Annotated in this window: 13 protein-coding genes; 4 read left to right on the forward strand and 9 right to left on the reverse strand. The window is 67.4% G+C overall.

The window, feature by feature from the left end; genetic code table 11:
• The first annotated feature begins 138 nt into the window (after nucleotides 1–138).
• The 4 genes from gltB (at nucleotide 139) to V7702_RS04815 (ending at nucleotide 9,480) form a co-directional block, all read left to right on the forward strand.
• Complete coding sequence (gene gltB / locus V7702_RS04800; protein ID WP_335649000.1) at nucleotides 139–4,782, forward strand: glutamate synthase large subunit; 4,644 nt, start codon at nucleotides 139–141, stop codon at nucleotides 4,780–4,782.
• Nucleotides 4,783–4,805: 23 nt separating this feature from the next.
• Entirely contained in the window at nucleotides 4,806–6,257 is a 1,452-nt protein-coding gene (locus V7702_RS04805; RefSeq protein ID WP_335649001.1) for a glutamate synthase subunit beta, read from the forward strand.
• A gap of 210 nt (nucleotides 6,258–6,467) precedes the next feature.
• Nucleotides 6,468–8,708, forward strand: coding sequence for a TonB-dependent receptor (locus V7702_RS04810; RefSeq protein ID WP_335649002.1), 2,241 nt, complete (start codon nucleotides 6,468–6,470; stop codon nucleotides 8,706–8,708).
• Nucleotides 8,709–8,796: 88 nt separating this feature from the next.
• On the forward strand, nucleotides 8,797–9,480 hold the full coding sequence (locus V7702_RS04815) for a Fe2+-dependent dioxygenase (RefSeq protein ID WP_335649003.1): 684 nt from the start codon (nucleotides 8,797–8,799) through the stop codon (nucleotides 9,478–9,480).
• A gap of 24 nt (nucleotides 9,481–9,504) precedes the next feature.
• Here V7702_RS04815 and V7702_RS04820 read toward each other — a convergent pair whose 3' ends face one another.
• From V7702_RS04820 to V7702_RS04860, 9 genes are all read right to left on the reverse strand, one after another.
• Nucleotides 9,505–10,020: a DUF1993 domain-containing protein gene (locus tag V7702_RS04820; RefSeq protein WP_335649004.1), complete on the reverse strand. Its 516-nt coding sequence runs from the start codon at nucleotides 10,018–10,020 to the stop codon at nucleotides 9,505–9,507.
• Nucleotides 10,021–10,197: 177 nt separating this feature from the next.
• On the reverse strand, nucleotides 10,198–11,598 hold the full coding sequence (locus V7702_RS04825) for an alginate export family protein (protein ID WP_335649005.1): 1,401 nt from the start codon (nucleotides 11,596–11,598) through the stop codon (nucleotides 10,198–10,200).
• Between the two features lie 90 nt (nucleotides 11,599–11,688).
• Nucleotides 11,689–12,714 carry a sulfate/molybdate ABC transporter ATP-binding protein gene (locus V7702_RS04830; RefSeq protein WP_335649006.1) on the reverse strand — a complete coding sequence of 342 codons (1,026 nt, stop codon included), beginning with the start codon at nucleotides 12,712–12,714 and terminating at the stop codon, nucleotides 11,689–11,691.
• Between the two features lie 7 nt (nucleotides 12,715–12,721).
• Entirely contained in the window at nucleotides 12,722–13,561 is an 840-nt protein-coding gene (gene cysW / locus V7702_RS04835) for a sulfate ABC transporter permease subunit CysW (RefSeq protein WP_335649007.1), read from the reverse strand.
• Complete coding sequence (cysT, locus tag V7702_RS04840; RefSeq protein ID WP_335649008.1) at nucleotides 13,558–14,424, reverse strand: sulfate ABC transporter permease subunit CysT; 867 nt, start codon at nucleotides 14,422–14,424, stop codon at nucleotides 13,558–13,560. The genes cysW and cysT overlap by 4 nt, the downstream gene beginning before the upstream one ends.
• The gene (locus tag V7702_RS04845; protein ID WP_335649009.1) at nucleotides 14,421–15,440 is read right to left on the reverse strand and encodes a sulfate ABC transporter substrate-binding protein; all 1,020 of its coding nucleotides are present in this window, start codon (nucleotides 15,438–15,440) and stop codon (nucleotides 14,421–14,423) included. The genes cysT and V7702_RS04845 overlap by 4 nt, the downstream gene beginning before the upstream one ends.
• Before the next feature lie 113 nt (nucleotides 15,441–15,553).
• Nucleotides 15,554–17,443 carry an alkyl/aryl-sulfatase gene (locus V7702_RS04850; protein WP_335649010.1) on the reverse strand — a complete coding sequence of 630 codons (1,890 nt, stop codon included), beginning with the start codon at nucleotides 17,441–17,443 and terminating at the stop codon, nucleotides 15,554–15,556.
• Nucleotides 17,444–17,473: 30 nt separating this feature from the next.
• On the reverse strand, nucleotides 17,474–17,995 hold the full coding sequence (locus V7702_RS04855; protein ID WP_335649011.1) for a MaoC family dehydratase: 522 nt from the start codon (nucleotides 17,993–17,995) through the stop codon (nucleotides 17,474–17,476).
• Nucleotides 17,996–18,000: 5 nt separating this feature from the next.
• Nucleotides 18,001–18,813, reverse strand: a complete 813-nt coding sequence (locus tag V7702_RS04860) for an HpcH/HpaI aldolase/citrate lyase family protein (RefSeq protein WP_335649012.1) — start codon at nucleotides 18,811–18,813, stop codon at nucleotides 18,001–18,003.
• Between the last annotated feature and the right edge of the window lie 61 nt (nucleotides 18,814–18,874).

The following is an 18,874-nucleotide window of genomic DNA, read 5'->3' on the forward strand; positions in this document are numbered from 1 at the left end:
GATCATTTCAATTCAGACGCTTCTGCCCCATCGACAAGGGATGTTCTTGCCGGGTAAATGCGCGGTTCAAACGTGCGTCCGAAACGGCCCCTCGGGGCCGCGTCAACGCACGCCCGTAGCAAGTGGAAGGGAGTCCATATGGGGGCGCCAGAGCGGCAGGGATTGTATGATCCGCGTAACGAGCATGATGCATGCGGCGTTGGGTTTGTAGCCAATATCAAAGGCCGCAAATCGCATGAAGTCGTGCAGGCGGGTCTGCAGATTCTGGTCAATCTGGACCACCGCGGCGCGGTGGGCGCCGACCCGCTGGTCGGCGATGGGGCCGGGATTCTGGTTCAGATTCCCGACGCGCTCTATCGCGCCTGGGCCAAGGACAACGGCGTCGATCTGCCGCCGGCCGGCGAATACGCCGTGGCCATGTGCTTCCTGCCGCACGACGAAGCCGCGCGCGAGGTCGCCGTGGCCCAGTTCGAACACTTCATGAAGGTCGAGAAGCAGCCGGTGCTGGGCTGGCGCGACGTGCCGGTGAACCTGGACGGCATCGGCCAGGCCGTGCTCGACGCCATGCCGGTGATCCGCCAGGCCTTCATCGGCCGCGGCCCGACCATCAAGGATCAGGACGCCCACGAGCGGAAGCTGCTGGCCGTGCGCAAGCAGGTCCAGAACCCGATCGCCCAGTTGGCGGAAAAGAAAGGCCTGCCGGGCCTGAAGGATCTCTATCTGCCGTCCCTGTCGACCCGCACCGTGGTCTATAAGGGCCTGCTGCTGGCCGGCCAGGTGGGGACCTTCTACGAGGACCTGGCCAACCCTCTCGCGGAATCCGCCCTGGCCCTGGTCCACCAGCGGTTCTCGACCAACACCTTTCCGTCCTGGCGGCTGGCCCACCCCTATCGGTTCATGGCCCACAACGGTGAGATCAACACCGTCCGCGGCAATGTGAACTGGATGAACGCCCGTCGCCGCGGGATGGAGTCCGACCTGCTGGGCGCCGACCTCGACAAGATGTGGCCGCTGATCCCGCACGGCCAGTCGGACACCGCCTGCCTCGACAACGCGCTCGAGCTGCTGCTGGCCGGCGGCTATTCGCTGGCCCATGCGGTGATGATGCTGATCCCGGAAGCCTGGGCCGGCAATCCGCTGATGGATTCCAAGCGCAAGGCTTTCTACGAGTACCATGCAGCCCTGATGGAGCCGTGGGACGGCCCCGCGGCCGTGGCCTTCACCGATGGCCGCCAGATCGGCGCCACCCTGGACCGCAACGGCCTGCGTCCGGCACGCTTCGTCATCACCGACCAGGACCATGTGATCATGGCCTCGGAGGTCGGCGTGCTGCCCCTCGAGGACGAGCGTATCGTCCGCAAGTGGCGGCTGCAGCCGGGCAAGATGCTCCTCATCGACATGGAGGAGGGGCGCATCATCGAGGACGAGGAGATCAAGGCCTCGCTGGCCGGCGCCAAGCCCTATGAGGAATGGCTGGCCGAAACCCAGTTCAAGCTGGAAGACCTCGACGACGCCGAAGAGGTCGAACCCGTGCTGGCCGACGATCCGGCCCTGCTCGATCGCCAGCAGGCCTTCGGCTACACCCAGGAAGACCAGCAGTTCTTCCTCGAACCCATGGCTCGCATGGGGGATGATCCGATCGGCTCCATGGGCGTCGATACGCCCATCGCCGTGCTCTCCCAGCGTCCGAAGCTGATCTACGAGTACTTCAAGCAGAACTTCGCCCAGGTCACCAACCCGCCGATCGACCCGATCCGCGAGGAACTGGTCATGAGTCTGGTCTCGATGATCGGGCCGCGTCCGAACCTGCTTGGTCGCCAAGCCGGTTCGCACAAGCGGCTTGAAGTCGCCCAGCCCATCCTGACCAACGAGGCCCTGGCCAAGATCCGCTCGATCAACGAATTGCTCGACGGGGCCTTCCGCACCGCCACGCTGGACGCCACCTGGGCGGCCGATGAGGGCGCTGGCGGACTGGAGCGTGCGCTGGAGCGCCTGTGCCGCGAGGCCACCGACGAGGTGCTGGCCGGCATGAACATCCTGATCCTGTCGGATCGGGGCGTCAGCGCCGACCGCATTCCGATCCCGGCGGCGCTGGCCACCGCCGCGGTTCACCATCATCTGATCCGCCAGGGCCTGCGCATGCAGACCGGCCTGGTCATCGAGACCGGCGAAGCGCGCGAGGTGCACCACTTCTGCGTCCTGGCCGGCTACGGCGCCGAGGCCGTGAATCCCTATCTGGCCTTCGAGACGATCGAACAATTGCGGGTCGAGAACAAGCTCGACATCTCGGCCAAGCAGGCGCGCAAGAACTACATCAAGGCCGTCGGCAAGGGCATTCTGAAGGTCATGTCCAAGATGGGCATCTCGACCTACCAGTCCTATTGCGGGGCGCAGATCTTCGACGCCGTGGGCCTGAACTCCGAGATCATCGAGAAGTACTTCACCGGCACGGCCTCGACCATCGAGGGCGTCGGCCTGGGCGAGATCGCAGAAGAAGCTGTCCGTCGCCACCGCGACGCCTATGGCGACAACCCGATCTATCGCCACATGCTCGATGTCGGCGGTTCCTACGCCTACCGCCTGCGGGGCGAGGCCCACGCCTGGACGCCGGATTCGGTGGCCCGTCTGCAGCACGCCGTGCGCGGCAACCTGCCCGACGAGTACAAGGCCTTCGCCGCCAGCATCAACGAGCAGAGCGAGCGGCTGCTGACCATCCGCGGCCTGATGCGCTTCAAGCTGGCCGATAAGGCGATCCCGCTGGACGAGGTCGAACCGGCCAGCGAGATCGTCAAGCGCTTCTCGACCGGCGCGATGAGCTTCGGCTCCATCAGCCGTGAGGCCCACACCACGCTCGCCATGGCCATGAACCGCATCGGCGGCCGGTCGAACACCGGCGAAGGCGGCGAGGAGCCCGATCGCTTCACGCCCCTGCCCAACGGCGACTCCATGCGCTCCAAGATCAAGCAGGTGGCCTCGGGCCGCTTCGGGGTCACGGCGGAGTATCTGGTCAACGCCGACGACATCCAGATCAAGATGGCCCAGGGCGCCAAGCCCGGGGAGGGCGGCCAGCTGCCCGGGCACAAGGTCGACAAGAACATCGCCAAGGTGCGCCATTCGACGCCGGGCGTGGGCCTGATCAGCCCGCCGCCGCACCACGACATCTATTCGATCGAGGATCTGGCCCAGCTGATCCACGACCTGAAGAACGTCAATCCCAAGGCTCGCATCTCTGTGAAGCTGGTCTCGGAAGTCGGCGTGGGCACTGTCGCCGCCGGGGTTTCCAAGGCCCGGGCCGACCATGTGACCATCTCCGGCTTCGAAGGCGGCACCGGCGCCTCGCCGCTGACCTCGCTGACCCACGCCGGCTCGCCCTGGGAGATTGGCCTGGCGGAGACCCAGCAGACCCTGCTGCTGAACGGCCTGCGCACCCGCATCGCCGTGCAGGTGGACGGCGGCCTGCGCACCGGTCGCGACGTGGCCATCGGCGCGCTGCTGGGGGCCGACGAGTTCGGCTTCGCCACGGCCCCGCTGATCGCGGCCGGCTGCATCATGATGCGCAAGTGCCACCTCAACACCTGTCCGGTGGGGGTGGCGACCCAGGACCCGGTCCTGCGGGCCCGGTTCAACGGCCAGCCCGAACACGTGATCAACTACTTCTTCTTCGTGGCCGAAGAGCTGCGGGAGATCATGGCCCAGCTCGGCTTCCGGACGATCAACGAGATGGTCGGCCGGGTGGACCTGCTGGACGCTGCCCCTGCGGTCGATCACTGGAAGGCTCGCGGCGTCGACCTCTCGCGCCTGCTCTATCAGGCCCCGCTGGAGAACCCGAAGGGCCTGTGGAACACCGAGCGCCAGGATCACGGCCTGGAAATGGCGCTGGACCACAAGCTCATCGAAAAAGCGCGCCCGGCGATCGAGCGGGGCGAGGCGGTCCGTGGCGAGTTCGAGATCCGCAATATCAATCGCACCGTCGGCGCCATGCTGTCGGGTGAGGTGGCCATGGCCCACGGCCATGCCGGCCTGCCGGATGGCACGATCTCGCTCACCTTCCGCGGCACCGGCGGCCAGAGCTTCGGGGCCTTCTCGGCCCGGGGCGTGACCCTGGAGCTGATCGGCGACAGCAACGACTATGTGGGCAAGGGTCTGTCGGGCGGTCGCGTCATCGTGCGCCAACCGCCGAACTCCAAGCGCGAGCCGACCCAGAACATCATCATCGGCAATACGGTCCTCTATGGCGCCGTCGCCGGCGAGGCCTATTTCGAAGGCGTGGCTGGCGAGCGTTTCGCCGTCCGCAACTCCGGCGCCGTCACGGTGGTCGAAGGCCTGGGCGACCACGGCTGCGAGTACATGACCGGCGGCGTGGTGGTGGTGCTGGGCGATACCGGGCGCAACTTCGCGGCCGGCATGTCCGGCGGTGTCGCCTATGTCTATGACCCGAAGAACCGCTTCGCCGAGCTGTGCAACATGGCCATGGTCGAGCTGGAATCCGTTGCGCCGGCCGGCGCCGTGGACCCCGCCGACGAGGCCCAGCGGCCACGGCAGAAGTCCCCCTCGGTGGACGACAATGGCATGGGCGATGTGCTCGCCCATGACGCTGAGCGGCTGCGTATCCTGATCGAGCGCCATCTGCTCTATACCGGTAGTGCGCGCGCCCGGATGATCCTGGACAACTGGGACGCCGAGCTGGCCAATTTCCGCAAGGTGATGCCGACCGATTACCGTCGCGCCCTGCTGGACCTGGCCCAGGAACGCAAGGCCGCCGCCGCCGTCGCCGCCGAATAAGACTGAAGATCGGAGTACCGCCCATGGGAAAGCCCACAGGCTTCCTTGAGATCGAACGTCAGGACCGCGGCTACGAAAAGCCCGAGTCGCGCCTGAAGACCTGGAACGAGTTCGTGCGCCCGCTGGCGCAGCCCGAGCTGACGAAGCAGGCCGCCCGCTGCATGGATTGTGGGATTCCCTACTGTCACAACGGCTGTCCGGTGAACAATCAGATCCCGGACTTTAACAATCTCGTCTATCGCGAGCAGTGGCTGGCGGCGCTCGAGAACCTGCAGTCGACCAACAACTTCCCGGAGTTCACCGGCCGTGTCTGCCCCGCGCCCTGCGAGGCCGCCTGCACCCTGAACATCGTCGACACGCCGGTGACCATCAAGACGATCGAATGCCAGATCGTCGACAAGGGCTGGGAAGAAGGCTGGATCACGCCGCAGCCCTCGCCGCGCGGCACAGGCAAGCGCGTCGCGGTGGTCGGCTCTGGCCCCGCGGGCCTGGCGTGCGCCCAGCAGCTGGCTCGCGCCGGCCATGCGCCGACCGTCTTCGAGAAGAGCGACCGGATCGGTGGCCTGATGCGCTACGGCATCCCGGACTTCAAGATGGAGAAGCACCTGATCGACCGTCGGGTGCGCCAGATGGAGGCCGAAGGGGTCATCTTCCGGACCAATTTCGAAGTGGGCGTGAATGTCTCGGTCCAGCGCCTGCTGGATGATTACGACGTGCTGGTCATGGCCGGCGGCGCCGAGAAGCCCCGCGACCTCGAGGTGGAGAACCGCGAGCTGGAAGGCATCCATTTCGCGATGGACTTCCTGACCCAGCAGAACCGCCGCGTGGCCGGCGATTCCGAGGAGGTGGCGGCCCCGAACGGCACCCTGTCGGCCAAGGGCAAGCATGTGGTGGTCATCGGCGGTGGCGACACCGGCTCGGACTGCATCGGCACCTCGAACCGCCATGGGGCGGCCTCGGTCACCCAGCTGGAGATCATGCCCCAGCCGCCGGTCCGCGAGAACAAGCTGATGACCTGGCCCGACTGGCCGCTGAAGCTGCGCACCTCATCGAGCCACGAAGAGGGCTGCGAGCGCGACTTCGCCGTCGCCACCAAGCGGGCTATCGGCAAGGACGGCAAGATCGAGGCCTTGGAATGCGCCCGCCTGGAGTGGGTCAAGGGCGACGACGGCCGCATGGTGATGCGCGAGATCGAAGGCAGCACCTTCCAGCTCAAGGCCGACCTGGTCCTCCTGGCCATGGGTTTTGTCAGTCCCCGCCACGAGGGCTTCGTCGACCAGGCCAAGGTCGACCTCGATCCCCGGGGCAATGTGAAGGCCTCGGTAGACGACTATCGCACCTCGGAGCCCCGCATCTTCGCCTGCGGCGACATGCGCCGGGGCCAGTCCCTAGTGGTTTGGGCGATCCGGGAAGGACGCCAGGCGGCCCAGGCAGTGGACGCCTACCTCATGGGCGCGAGCAAGCTGCCCCGATAGTCGCGCGCGATCAACTTTCCAACGGCCGCCGTCGTGCGGCCGTTGGGTTGGCGCGCCCGTGGCGGACGTCCGCCGGCAGGCGTGGCGGCGTTTCGCCGAACCCCGTTCCGAACATTGCGACGAAAATGCGAAAGATTCGCATTGTGAATTGGGCCGCTTAGACATAGGAATGCCTCGCAATCTCACCCGAGTCTTGGGGGCTCCAAAAAAATGCTGAAGCGGACATCCGGCGTACGCGCCTATTCACGACGTGCTTGGACGCCGGCGGCGGTCGCCGGCCTGGCGGGCCTGGCCCTGGCGCCGAACGCCCTGGCCGACGACGTTCCCCACGAGGTGGCGGGTGTCGAGGTGGAAGGCCATATGGCGGCCGAGCCGGTCTCGCCGAAATTCACCGCCGACCTGATTGACACACCGCGCAGCGTGACCGTCATTCCGCAGGTGGTGATCGAACAGACCGCCGCCACCTCGCTGCAGGACATCCTGCGCACCTCGCCGGGCATCACCTTCGGCGCCGGCGAGGGGGGGCAGCCCCTGGCCGACCGTCCGTTCATTCGCGGCCAGGCCTCGGGCAACAACGTGTTCGTCGATGGCGTGCGCGACTCGGGCGGTCAGGTCCGCGACATCTTCAATCTGGAGCAGGTCGAGGTCATCAAGGGGCCGGACTCCGCCTATAACGGCCGGGGCTCCGGCGGCGGCAGCATCAATCTGACCAGCAAGCAGCCCAAGCTGGTCGAGGCGACCAGCGCCAGCCTGCGCGTGGGCACTGACAGCTACCTGCGCGGAGCGATCGACGCCAACTATGTCCTGGGCGACACCAGCGCCGTGCGGGTGAACCTGATGGGCGCCCAGGGCGACGTGCCCAAGCGCGACGCGGTGGACTTCGACACCTGGGGCGCGGCCGTCGCGGCCGCCCTGGGCCTGGGCACCGACAGCCGGATGACGCTGAGCTACTATCACCTGACCCGCAACGACATGCCCGATTATGGCGTGCCGCTGTCGCGCAAGCTGCCGGGCGTCACGCCGACCGAAACCGGCATCCTCGACGTGCCGCGGGACTCCTTCTACGGGCTCACCGCCCGCGACTACCAGGAAACCACGGCCGATATCGCCACCCTGACCGGCGAGCACGACATCAACCAGGCCATGACCTTCCGCGGCGTCTTCCGCTACTCCAAGACGCTCAACGACTATGTGGTCACCAATCCCGGCGACGGCGGCTCGGCCCAGTTCGTGGACGGCGAATGGTGGATGAAGCGTGGATTGAAGTCGCGCTGGAATCCGGCGACCACGGTGGCGGCGGTGGCCGACATCTATGGCCGCTTCACCACCGGCGCCATAGAGCACAGCTATGATGTCGGCCTCGAACTTTCGCGCGAGAAGAACGAGAACGCCTCCTACACCGTGACGACGATTTCCGGCTCGCCGTGCCCGACGGGCTTCACCGGCGCGGGCACGGGCGACTGCACGCTGGTCTACGCGCCCAATCCCTCCGACCCGTGGGAAGGTACCATCGTCCGTGGTCCGGCGGCCGACAGCCGCACACGCACGGTTGGGGTGTACCTCTTCGATACGCTTTCCTTCGGCGAGCGCTGGAAGCTGAACCTGGGAGTCCGCCACGACGAGTACGCCGTGGAGGGCAGCAGCATCTCAAGGACAGGCGAGACGACCTACGGCGAAGCCGACTGGAGCTTCACCAACTATCAGGCGGGCCTCGTCTACAAACCGACGGCCAATGGCAGCATCTACATCTCGTACGGCACGGCATCGACCCCGCCTACCATTTCCGGCGGCGACCAGAACGGGGCGCCTTCGACGGGGTCGGGCAATCTCGGCAATGACGTGCTCGACCCGGAAGAGACCAAGTCCGCCGAGGTTGGCGTCAAGTGGGCCTTCTTCGGCGAACGTCTGACCACCTCGGCGGCCATCTTCCAGGTGACCCGTGAGAACGCCCAGATCCAGATCGAGCCCGGCGTCTACGCCCAGGCCGGCGAAACCGAGGTCCGCGGCCTGGAACTTGCCGTCACGGGCCAGGTGACCCCCGCTTGGTCGGTGTTCGGCGGCTACACCTATATGGACAGCGAGCTGGTCAAGGGCGCGTACGACAACGCCAATGTCGGCGATCAACTGGCCAACACGCCGGAGCATAGCTTCAGCCTGTTCTCGACCTATGCGGTGACCGACGCGATCAGCCTGGGCGGCGGCGCCTACTATGTTTCCGACAGCTTCGGCGGCAACCAGGGCGGGGCCGGCGGCGGCGGCAACGGAGTCTACGCCCCGGACTACTGGCGCTTCGACGCCTTCGCCAGCTATCAGATCAACCCGCGCCTGAACCTGCAGCTGAACGTCCAGAACGTGACGGATGAGGATTATATCGCCCGTACCAACGGTGTTCACCACGCTGACTACGGCCCCGCGCGCCAGGCCATGCTGACGCTGAACGCCAAGTTCTGACCCCACCAGGACCGGCGCTCGACGAAGGCCCCGCGGGTTCGCCTGCGGGGCCTGTTCGGCCTAAGACGGGCAGGCCAGGAGCTTCGCCATGATGCTGCATATTCCAGAGGTGCTGACCAAGGCCGAGGTGGCCGACCTTCGGCGTCTCATCGACGCCGGCGACTGGGTCGACGGCAATGTGACCTCGGGCACGCAATCGGCGCTCGCCAAGCGCAACGAGCAACTGCCCGAGGCCGCGCCCGAGGCCCGAGCGGCGGGAGAGCGCATTCTGGACGCCCTGTCGCGCAATCCCCTGTTCGTCACCGCCGCCCTGCCGCAGACGGTGTTTCCGCCGCTGTTCAACCGCTATGGCGGCGGCCAGACCTTCGGGCTGCACGTGGACAACGCCGTGCGCCAAAGCCGCGACGGCGCGGTGCGGATTCGCAGCGACCTGTCAGCCACCCTCTTCCTGACCGAACCGGACGACTATGAGGGGGGGGAGCTGCTCGTGGAGGACACCTATGGGGTCCACGAGGTCAAGCTGCCGGCCGGGGACATGATCCTCTATCCGGCCTCCAGCCTGCATCAGGTGAGCGCGGTGACCCGCGGCGCGCGGATTTCCAGCTTCTTCTGGATCCAGAGCATGGTCCGGGAGGACGCCCAGCGCAGCCTGCTGTTCCAGATGGACATCGCCATCCAGCAGCTGGCGGGCAAGGTGGGCGCCGGCGCGCCGGAACTGGTCTCGCTGACCGGCACCTATCACAACCTGCTGCGCATGTGGGGCGACCTTTAGCGGGCCGCCCCAGGCACATCCTGTTCAGCCGCGGCGGGCGCCGGCCAGGAAGTCCAGCTTGCCGATCGGCGCGCCCTTGTGGCGCAGCAGGGCGTAGGCTGTGGTCACATGAAACATGAAGTTGGGCAGGGCGTAGGTGAGGACGAAGTCCTTGGCCGTGAAGGTCATGGTCCCCTTGGGCAGGGGCAGTTCGATGGTGCGCTCCAGATCGTCGCTGATCTGGTCGGGTTTGATGCTCTCCACGAAGGCCAGGGTCTTGGCGATGCGAGCCTTCAGGTCGTCATAGGTCGTCTCGGTGTCGGGCATGCTGGGCGGGGCGATCCCGGACAGTCGCGCTGCGCCGCCCTTGGCCGCGTCGCTGGCCAGCTGGATCTGGCCCACCAGGGAATGCATATCGGGCGCCAGCCGCGCCTCGGTCAACTCCGACAGCGGCAGGCCTGTGGTGTTGGCGTGAGCTTCAGCCTTGTCCAGCAGGGCCGCCAGGTTGCGCAGCATCTGCACATAGACCGGGATCGAGGCGTCATAGAGGGTCAGGGGCACGGGTCTCTCCAAATGGTCAGGCTTGTTGGCAGATGGGGAGGCCGTCCCCATCACGCCAGCGGCGCTGGCTTCTCCAGGCCCATAAACAGCCGGCGGCCCAAAAGAAGATGGCAGGGTCGGGCGGCTCCGTAGAGCCATCCAACCCTGCCCAGTCAGAGGCGTGCGGGAGCGGACGCCTTAGAAGGTCTGGTTCAGCTCCACATAGCCGAACAGGGTTTCGCCGCCGGTGGCGTTGGGCGCGTCGTCCAGAAACTCACCGTTGAACAGCTTGGCCACGCCGAACTCCAGGCGGGTGGATTTGGGTACCACCCAGTAGCGGGCGCGGGCCTCGAACTGGTGGCCGGCGAAGTCGCCCGAGCGGCCGGTGGCGTCGCGCACGCCGGTGTTGGCGAAGGAATCGGTCGCTTCGTCCAGATAGAGGGCGCGGTAGAAGGCCATGGCGTCCCAGCGCTTGTTGGGCGCGACCTCCAGGCGCACGCCCGGCGAGTTCAGGTTGGAGCGGCCGAGCGGGCCGTAGGCGCCGGGCGGACCGAAGTCCGGACGGCGGGGGCCAAACAGGCCATCGAAGCGGTTGTAGTCGCCGTCGGTGGCGCTCTCGTCGCCGCTGGCGAAGTCGTATTCCAGCGACACCCGCGGAGACCAGGCGGCGTCAAAGGTCTTGCCCACTTCCAGGTGCAGATACTGGGCGTCCACGTCCAGGTCGCGCCGATCGGCGGCGCTGGTGGAGTTGCGGGTCTCGCCGGTCTGCCAGCCGCCCTCCATCTCGTAGTCGAACTGGCCCTTGGCCGGATTGCGGACCAGGCGTCCGCCCACCGTGGTCAGCCGGCGGTTGCGGGTGGCGACGCGGGGGGAATCTTCTTCTTCCAGGCGGAAGGCGAAGAGCTCCAGCTTGCCGCCATCGGCGAACGTGGGCGTGGTGTACATGCCGCCCCAGAAGACGAGGTCGTCATTCTGGCGGTCGGTCTCGATCTCATTGTCCAGAATGCTGGCCCGGTCGCTGGGACGCTTCTGCAGAGGATAGGTGTAGAACAGGGTCACGTCGCCGGCTGCATCGGCGCTCCAGTCGGCGCGCAGGCCGGCGAAGGCGTTGGTGGCGTTGCCATAGGACGAGCGTCCCACCAGGCGCCGGGAGCCCAGGTCCATGGTGAAGCGACCGGCCGTGAGCGAGGCTTCGGATCCGGTGACGAACAGGTCGTTGGCGTCCACCGCCACATAGGCCTGCACCAGCTCCAGGGCGTTGACGTCGCCTGTGCCAGTGGGCGAGCCGCGGTCGTTCAGATAGACCCGGGCGTCGATGATCTCACCGCCGATGCGGAGCGGCGTCAGGTCCAGTTCGGCGAAGAGCGTGGAGCGTAGCACCAGGCCCTGGTCCGAGCCGTCGCCATAGGCCGGTCGATACTGGCCCTCCAGGGTCTCATAGCGGGCCCGGATAGAGCCGGAGAGCTTCAGGTTTTCAGGCGCGCCGACCGCCTCATGGAGCGTCCAGGGGGCGGCCTGGGCGGCGACGGGGCTGGCGGCGGCGGCGCTCGCCAGCACGAGCAGCGATGCGCCGACGGCGCGCGAGGTCTTCAGCGTCATGGTTCAGAATTCTCTCTATTCGGACAACGACGTTCGATGTCGTTCCGCCGTGAGCGAGCTAAGCCGCAAATGTTGTCTTAAGCTTAAGCGTCACAGTGGGTGAAGAAGGTATGAGCGGGGCGCCACCCGAACCTCAAGTCCAGGCGTGGCAAGGGTTTGAGGGGTGTTCAGGACAAGGGTTTGGCCACCGATCTCACAGGTCGCGCGCGACGATCCGCCGCGCCGCAGAACGCTGATCACCCGACCAGGCAGTCCCTCTGCCCGGGCCGGAAGCACCTCTGCGCTCTCACCGCGGAAACTCACCATGACCGGCCCGGGGGGTGCGCTGGCTGGGGCTGGGGTGCGCCATTCGCCCAAGGTCAGCATCCCGTCGGAGACCTCGCCGGGCAGCTGAACGCCCTCGCCGACAAAATCGAAGATGAAGGCCGAGGCGGGCGCCTCGTAGATGCGCTCGGGCGTATCGACCTGCTCGATCCGCCCATCCCGAAGGATGGCGACCCGGTCGGCCAGATCGAGGGCTTCCTCCTGGTCGTGGGTCACGAAGATCGTGGTCAGACCGGTCTCGTCGTGAATCCGCCGGAGCCAGACCCGCAGATCGCGACGCACCTTGGCGTCCAGCGCGCCAAAGGGCTCGTCCAGCAGCAGCATCCGCGGTTCGATCGCCAGGGCGCGGGCCAGGGCCACGCGCTGCCGCTGACCGCCGGAAAGCTGGGAAGGGTAGCGCCCGCCCAGACCGTCCAGTTGCACCAGGGCCAGCAGCCGCTCGACGCGGGCGCTGATCTCGGCGCGCGAAGGCCGCCTCCTGGCAGGCCGCACCTGCAGCCCGAAGGCGATGTTCTGCGCCACGTTCATATGCCGGAAGAGGGCATAGTGCTGGAACACCATGCCGATGCGCCGGGCACGGGCGTCCATGGCCAGCAGGTCCTCGCCGTCGAACCACACCGCCCCCTGGTCCGGGCGCTCCAGCCCAGCGAGCACGCGTAGCAGCGTGGTCTTTCCCGATCCGGACGGCCCGAGCAGCGCCACGAACTCCCCTGGACGGGCTTCCAGGGACACCCGGTCCAGCGCCGCATGATCGCTGAAGCGCTTGGACACCTTGTCGATGATCAGCGGCATGGCGGCGTCAGTGACGGCGGGTTGCGGCCAGTTCGCCGGCGTGTCGCCATTCCAGGGCGGATTTGATGATGAGGGTGACCAGGGCGAGCCCGGCGAGGAGGGTGGCCACCGCAAAGGCGCCGACGAAGTCGTACTCATTGTAGAGGATCTCCACATGCAGCGGCAGGGTGTTGGTCAGGCCCCGGATGTGCCCGGAGACGACGGAGACGGCGCCGAACTCGCCCATGGCGCGGGCGTTGCAGAGCAGGACCCCGTAGAGGAGGCCCCACTTCACATTGGGCAGGGTGACGCGGACGAAGGTGGTCCAGGGGCCGGCGCCGAGGGTGATGGCGGCGATCTCCTCGTCGGCGCCCTGCTGTTGCATCAGCGGAATGAGCTCGCGGGCGACGAAGGGCAGGGTGACCAGGACCGTGGCCAGGATCACCCCCGTGGTGTTGAAGATGATCCGGACGCCCAGCTCCTCCAGCAGCGGGCCGAACCAGCCGTTGGCGCCGAACAGCAGCACCCAGACCAGGCCTGACACCACGGGCGAGACCGAAAACGGCAGGTCGATGAGCGTGGTCAGCAGGCTCTTTCCCCGGAACTCGAACTTGGCGATCGTCCAGGCCGCCGCCAGGCCGAAAATGGCGTTCAGGGGCACGGAGATGGCGGCGATCAGCAGGGTAAGGCGCAGGGCCGCCCAGGTGTCGGACTGGTCGAAGACCGCGAAATAGCCCGATAGACCCATCCGGAAGGCCTCGGCGAACACCATGACGAGGGGCAGGAGCACCACGAGGCCGAGGGCTACGAGCGCGCCTGTGATGATCAGGGGGCCGGCGGCGCGGCCGCTCAGAGAGGCCAAGCTCATGCCATTCCCCGTCGGGCGAAGGCGCCCTGGACCATGTTGAGGACGAACAGCGTCCCGAAAGATAGGACGAGCATGGCCAGGCCGACGGCTGCGGCGCCGGCGTAGTCGAACTGCTCCAGCTTGATGACGATCAGCAGTGGCGCGATCTCGGACCTCATCGGCATGTTGCCGGCGATGAAGATCACCGAGCCGTACTCCCCCACCGCCCGCGAGAAGGCCAGGCCGCAGCCGGTCAGGAGCGCGGGCGCAAGGGCGGGAAGCACCACGCGCAGGGTGGTCTGGGGCGAGGAGGCCCCGAGGGTCCGAGCAGCTTCCTCTACGTCCCGGTCGAGATCCTCGAGCACCGGCTGGACCGTGCGGACCACGAAGGGCAAGCCGACGAAAATCAGGGCGACGATGATGCCAAGCGGCGTGTAGGCCACCTTGAGCCCCAGATCCGAGAGGATGGCGCCCAGCGGTCCGTTGGGGGCGTAGATGGCGGTCATCGCGATGCCGGCCACCGCCGTCGGCAGAGCGAAGGGCAGGTCCACCAGGGCGTCGGCGAGCCGCCGACCGGGGAAGTCGTACCGGACCAGGGCCCAGGCGATCAGCAGGCCGAGGACGCCGTTAACCAGCGCCGCCAGCGCCGCGGCGCCGAAGGAGAGGCGCAGGGCCGACAGGACCCGGGGTTCAGTGACCGCCGCCCAGACGCCCGAGAGCCCGAGCTCCCAGGGCCGAAGGATCAGGGCCGAGAGCGGCAGCAGGAAGATGAGGCTGAGCCAGAGCAGGGTGAAGCCCAGAGTCAGTCCAAAGCCCGGCAGGACGCTGGACTGGCGCCAGGGACGGGCCTGGGGCCGGCCCGCAAGGGTGAGGGCCGCCGTCATGACGGGCTGTAGATTTGGTCGAAGACGCCGCCGTCGGCGAAGTGCTCGGCCTGGGCGGTTTTCCAGCCGCCGAAATCGGCGATGGTGCTGAGCACAAGGTCAGGGAACTTGTCTCTGTTTTGTGCGGCGATGTCGGCGTTACGTGGTCGGAAGTGGTGCTTGGCCGCCAGGGCCTGGGCCTCGGGCCCATAGAGGCCGGCCAGATAGGCCTCGGCGAGCGCGCGCGTCCCGTGCCGCTCGACCACCTTGTCGACCACCGCCACTGGCGGCTCGGCCAGGATGGAGGTGGCCGGAACGATGATGTCGACGCTCTCAGGACCCAGTTCCTCGACGGCCAGGAAGGCCTCGTTTTCCCAGGCCAGCAGCACGTCGCCGATGCCGCGCTGGACGAAGGTGGTGGTGGCGCCGCGCGCGCCGGTGTCGAGCACCGGCACATGGCGAAACAGTTCGGCCACATAGGCCTTGGCGCTGGCCGGCGTGCCGCCGGGCTGCTTCAGCGCGTGATCCCACGCCGCCAGATAGTTCCAGCGGGCGCCGCCGGAGGTCTTGGGATTGGGGGTGATCACTTCGATCCCCGGCTTCACCAGATCGGCCCAGCCGGCGATCTGCTTGGGATTTCCCTTCCGTACCAGGAAGACGATGGTCGAGGTGTAGGGGGCGGCGTTGTCGGGCAGGCGGCTGGCCCAATCAGGCGAGATCAGGCCCCGCTCGGCGATGGCGTCGATGTCGGCGGCCAACGCCAGGGTGACGACGTCGGCGTCCAGGCCATCGACCACAGAACGCGCCTGCTTGCCCGAGCCGCCGTGGGATTGCTCGACCCTGACCAGCCCATCCGCCCAGTTCCTGGCGAACAACTCGTTGTATTGGCGATAGAATTCCCGGGTCGGGTCATAGCTGACATTCAGCAGCTGGGCGGCGGCCGCGTCGGCCTTCCTCTGACCGCAGGCCGTAAGGGCGGCGAATCCTCCGCCAGCCAGCCCCAGCAGCAACGTTCGGCGTCCAAGTGCTGTCTGCATGTCGATCTCCCATTCGACGAGAGATGCAGCTAAACACCACAATACCCATGGAGTCAGTAGGAAATAAATTCGCCATACGCAGATTGTCTGAAGGCGCCTTCAGTTTCGGCGCCTCAGGGCGTGACGATCTCGAACCAGAAGTCGAAGCGGTCGAGGCAGGCCAGGAGGGCGGCCAAGCGATCGGGCTGGGCGGTTTCGACCGCGCCATCGGCGAGCGCGGCCTCAAGTTCCAGCTCGCCCAGCACCAGGGCGACCAGGGTCGATCGGCTCAGGCGGACGGGGGCGGTGTCGGGCGCCATGCGATCGCGGCCGTGATGCAGCACGGCGTTCTCGACACTGAGTCCAAAGCGCTCCTGGGTGTCGGTGAAGGTGAGATCGAGGGCGAGCTCCAGCGATCCGGCGCGCTCGCCGTTCAGCCGCACCGACAGGGAGTCCAGTAGCTGTTCGGCCGGCAGGTTGCGGATCTGGCCGGCGGCGCCCTGGCGCGGGGTGGGGGAGGGCGGCCGCGGGTTGCGCAGCTCCTGGGTGCCGGTGAGATAGAAGGCCCGCCAGGGGCCAGATTCCGCTTGATAGCCCATCTGCTCCAGGGCGTCGGCCTGCAGCTCGCGGGCCTCGGCGTTGTCAGGCTGGGCGAAGACCAGGTGGTTCACCAGCTGCGCGGTCCAGCGATAGTCTCCGGCGGCGAAGGCCTCACGGGCCTTGGCCAGCAGAGGCTCAGGCCCGCCAGCCAGATCGACGTAGCGCTTGCCCGCCTCCACCGGCGGATGGGGATGCAGGTTGGCCGGGTTGCCGTCGAACCAGCCCAGATAGCGCTGATAGACCGCCTTGGCGTTGTGATTGAGCGTCCCGTAATAGCCGCGGGTGTACCACTCGGCCTCCAGGCTGGGCGGCAGCTTCAGCGCTTCGCCGATCTCCAGCGGCGTCATCCCGTGATTGGCCATCCGCAGGGTCTGGTCGTGGATGAACTTGTAGAGGTCGCGCTGCTTTTTCAGGAACTTCCGCGCTCGGTCCTGGCCCCAGCGGGGCCAGTGGTGGCTGGCGAACAGCACCTCGGTGCGGTCGCCGAACAGGTCGGCGGCCTCGTCGATATAATAGGCCCAGCGCTTGGCGTCGCGCACCTGGGCCCCCCGGGGCGTATAGATGTTGTGCAGGTGGCAGGAGCAGTTCTCGGCCATGCACAGCGCGCCGAACTGCGGGAAGAAGAAGTTCATCTCCGCCGGCGCCTCGGTGTCGGGCGTCACCTGGAACTCGATGTCGATCCCGTCGATGGTGAGCTTGCTCCCCGTCTCGCTGATGCTCTCGGTGGGCGGGATCAGGCTGACCGAACCCATGGAGGTGGTCTTGCCGAGGCCGGAGTCTACGTGGCCGCGGGCGTCGCGGGCCAGCAGGGCGCCGTACATGTAGGTGGCCCGCCGGCCCATGGCGTTGCCGGCCAGGACGTTCTCGCTGACCGCCTCCTCCAGGAAGCCCTCCGGCGCGATGATCCGCATGCCGGCGGCGATGTCGTCGTCGGAGATCACCCCGCGCACGCCGCCATAGTGGTCCACATGGCTGTGGGTGTAGATGACGCCGGTCACCGGCTTGTCGCCGCGGTGCTTGCGCATCAGGGCCAGCGCTGCGGCCGCCGGCTCAGCCGAGATCAGCGGATCGATGACGAGGTAGCCCCGCTCACCCTCGATGAAGGTGATGTTCGACAGGTCGAAGCCGCGGACCTGATAGACGCCCGGGGTCACTTCGAAGAGGCCGTGCAGGGCGTTCAGCCGGGCCTGACGCCACAGGCTGGGATTGACCGTGGGCGGCGGCTCTTCGGCCTCTTCAAAGGCGAAGGCGCCCATGTTCCAGACCACGCCGCCTGTGGCGCCCCCGATCCGGGCGTCGGGAATGGAGCCCATAAATCCGCGGCGGGCGTCGGCGAAGTCCTGACCGTCATCGGCTGGCAGATGCTCCATGAGCGTCGCGTGGGCGCGCAGGGTGGCCTCTGTGGCGTCCTTGGGTGCGGTCATGGCGTTCCCCTCGTTCTTTTTGTTGTCGGCTCAGTAGTGACTGCCGGGCTTATCCTCGACCGCCTGGCCCCGGGCCGGGATCAGCATGTCGCGCCGGAAGGTGGCGATGACCTTGCCTTCCTGGTTCTTGCCCAGGGTGCGGATGGTGACGATCCCCTGGCCGGGGCGCGACTTGCTCTCGCGCTTGGCCAGCACCTCGCTCTCGCCATAGAGGGTGTCGCCGGCGAAGACCGGGGCGGGGAACTTGACCTCGTCCATGCCGAGATTGGCGATGGCCTTCTGGGAACAGTCGCTGACGCTCATGCCGATGAGCAGGGCCAGCGTATAGGTCGAGACCACCAGGTTCCTGCCGAACTCCGTCTGCTTGCCGTACTCGGCGTCGAAATGCAGGGGATGGGTGTTGAGCGTCAGCAGGGTGAAAAGGTGGTTGTCGGCCTCGGTCACCGTCTTGCCCGGCCGGTGCTCATAGACATCGCCGACGACGAAGTCGTCATAGTAGCGGCCGAAGGTCTCCCGGTAGCGCCCCGGCGCGATTTCCTTGACGGTCTTCATCGGCTTTATCCTCTCGCCCGTTCCAGGATCCGCCGCGCGGCGCGGGCCACGGGCAGTTCGATCAGTTTTCCGTCCAAGAGGGCCGGACCCCCGGCGGCGGTGTCGAAAGCCGTGACCACCGCCTGGGCCTTGGCCAGCTCTTCGGCGCTGGGCGTATAGGCGGCGTTGACCGGCCCGACCTGGCTAGGGTGGATGCAGGCCCGGCCGGTGAAGCCCAGGCGCCGGGCGCGGTCGGTCTCGGCCAGCAGCGCCTCATCTTCGCCGACGGCGGCCGGCGGGGCGTCCAGGGCCTCGACCCCGGCCCGGGCGCAGGCTGCGGCGATCTGGCTGCGGGCGAACAACAGCGGCTCCCAGCCCATCTCGCAGCCCACCTCGGCGCTGTAGTCGAAGGCGCCGAACAGCACCCCGCCCACGGCCGGGGCCGCCGCGATCTCCCAGGCGCGCATCAGGCCCTCAGGGGTCTCCACCAGGGGCCAGAAGGGGCGGGCCTCGCCCAGCGCCCGCTGCAGCATGGCGAACTCCTGAGCGCCGGACGCCTTGGGGATCATGAAGAAGTCGGCCCGGGCGTGGGCGGCGGCCTTCAGGTCGTCATCGAACCAGGGGGTGGCGCGGCCGTTGAGGCGCAGGCCCACCTTGACCTCGCCGGTTGGGCGGCTCGCCAGATAGTCCAGGGCGGCCGATCGCGCCGTCGCCTTGTCCGGCGGGGCGACCGCGTCCTCCAGGTCCAGGCAGACGGCGTCGGCGCCGCTGGCCAGGGCGCGGTCGAAGCGGTCGGGCCGGCTGGCCGGCGTGAACAGGAGCGAGCGGAACTGGGCCAAGCATCCTCCGGACGGGCTTTGCGAGTCGTCGGCGCAGGATATGACACTGACCGGGCGCGGT

The organism is Phenylobacterium sp., assembly GCF_036963605.1.
In the GTDB taxonomy this organism is placed as follows: Bacteria; Pseudomonadota; Alphaproteobacteria; order Caulobacterales; family Caulobacteraceae; genus Phenylobacterium.

What these genes read in the sequence shown, in the direction of transcription:
- gltB (WP_335649000.1), top strand. Translation starts at nt 139, where the DNA reads ATGGGGGCGCCAGAGCGGCAGGGATTGTATGATCCGCGTAACGAGCAT.
- V7702_RS04805 (WP_335649001.1), top strand. Translation starts at nt 4,806, where the DNA reads ATGGGAAAGCCCACAGGCTTCCTTGAGATCGAACGTCAGGACCGCGGC.
- V7702_RS04810 (WP_335649002.1), top strand. Translation starts at nt 6,468, where the DNA reads ATGCTGAAGCGGACATCCGGCGTACGCGCCTATTCACGACGTGCTTGG.
- V7702_RS04815 (WP_335649003.1), top strand. Translation starts at nt 8,797, where the DNA reads ATGATGCTGCATATTCCAGAGGTGCTGACCAAGGCCGAGGTGGCCGAC.
- V7702_RS04825 (WP_335649005.1), bottom strand. Translation starts at nt 11,598, where the DNA reads ATGACGCTGAAGACCTCGCGCGCCGTCGGCGCATCGCTGCTCGTGCTG.
- V7702_RS04830 (WP_335649006.1), bottom strand. Translation starts at nt 12,714, where the DNA reads ATGCCGCTGATCATCGACAAGGTGTCCAAGCGCTTCAGCGATCATGCG.
- cysW (WP_335649007.1), bottom strand. Translation starts at nt 13,561, where the DNA reads ATGAGCTTGGCCTCTCTGAGCGGCCGCGCCGCCGGCCCCCTGATCATC.
- cysT (WP_335649008.1), bottom strand. Translation starts at nt 14,424, where the DNA reads ATGACGGCGGCCCTCACCCTTGCGGGCCGGCCCCAGGCCCGTCCCTGG.
- V7702_RS04845 (WP_335649009.1), bottom strand. Translation starts at nt 15,440, where the DNA reads ATGCAGACAGCACTTGGACGCCGAACGTTGCTGCTGGGGCTGGCTGGC.
- V7702_RS04850 (WP_335649010.1), bottom strand. Translation starts at nt 17,443, where the DNA reads ATGACCGCACCCAAGGACGCCACAGAGGCCACCCTGCGCGCCCACGCG.
- V7702_RS04855 (WP_335649011.1), bottom strand. Translation starts at nt 17,995, where the DNA reads ATGAAGACCGTCAAGGAAATCGCGCCGGGGCGCTACCGGGAGACCTTC.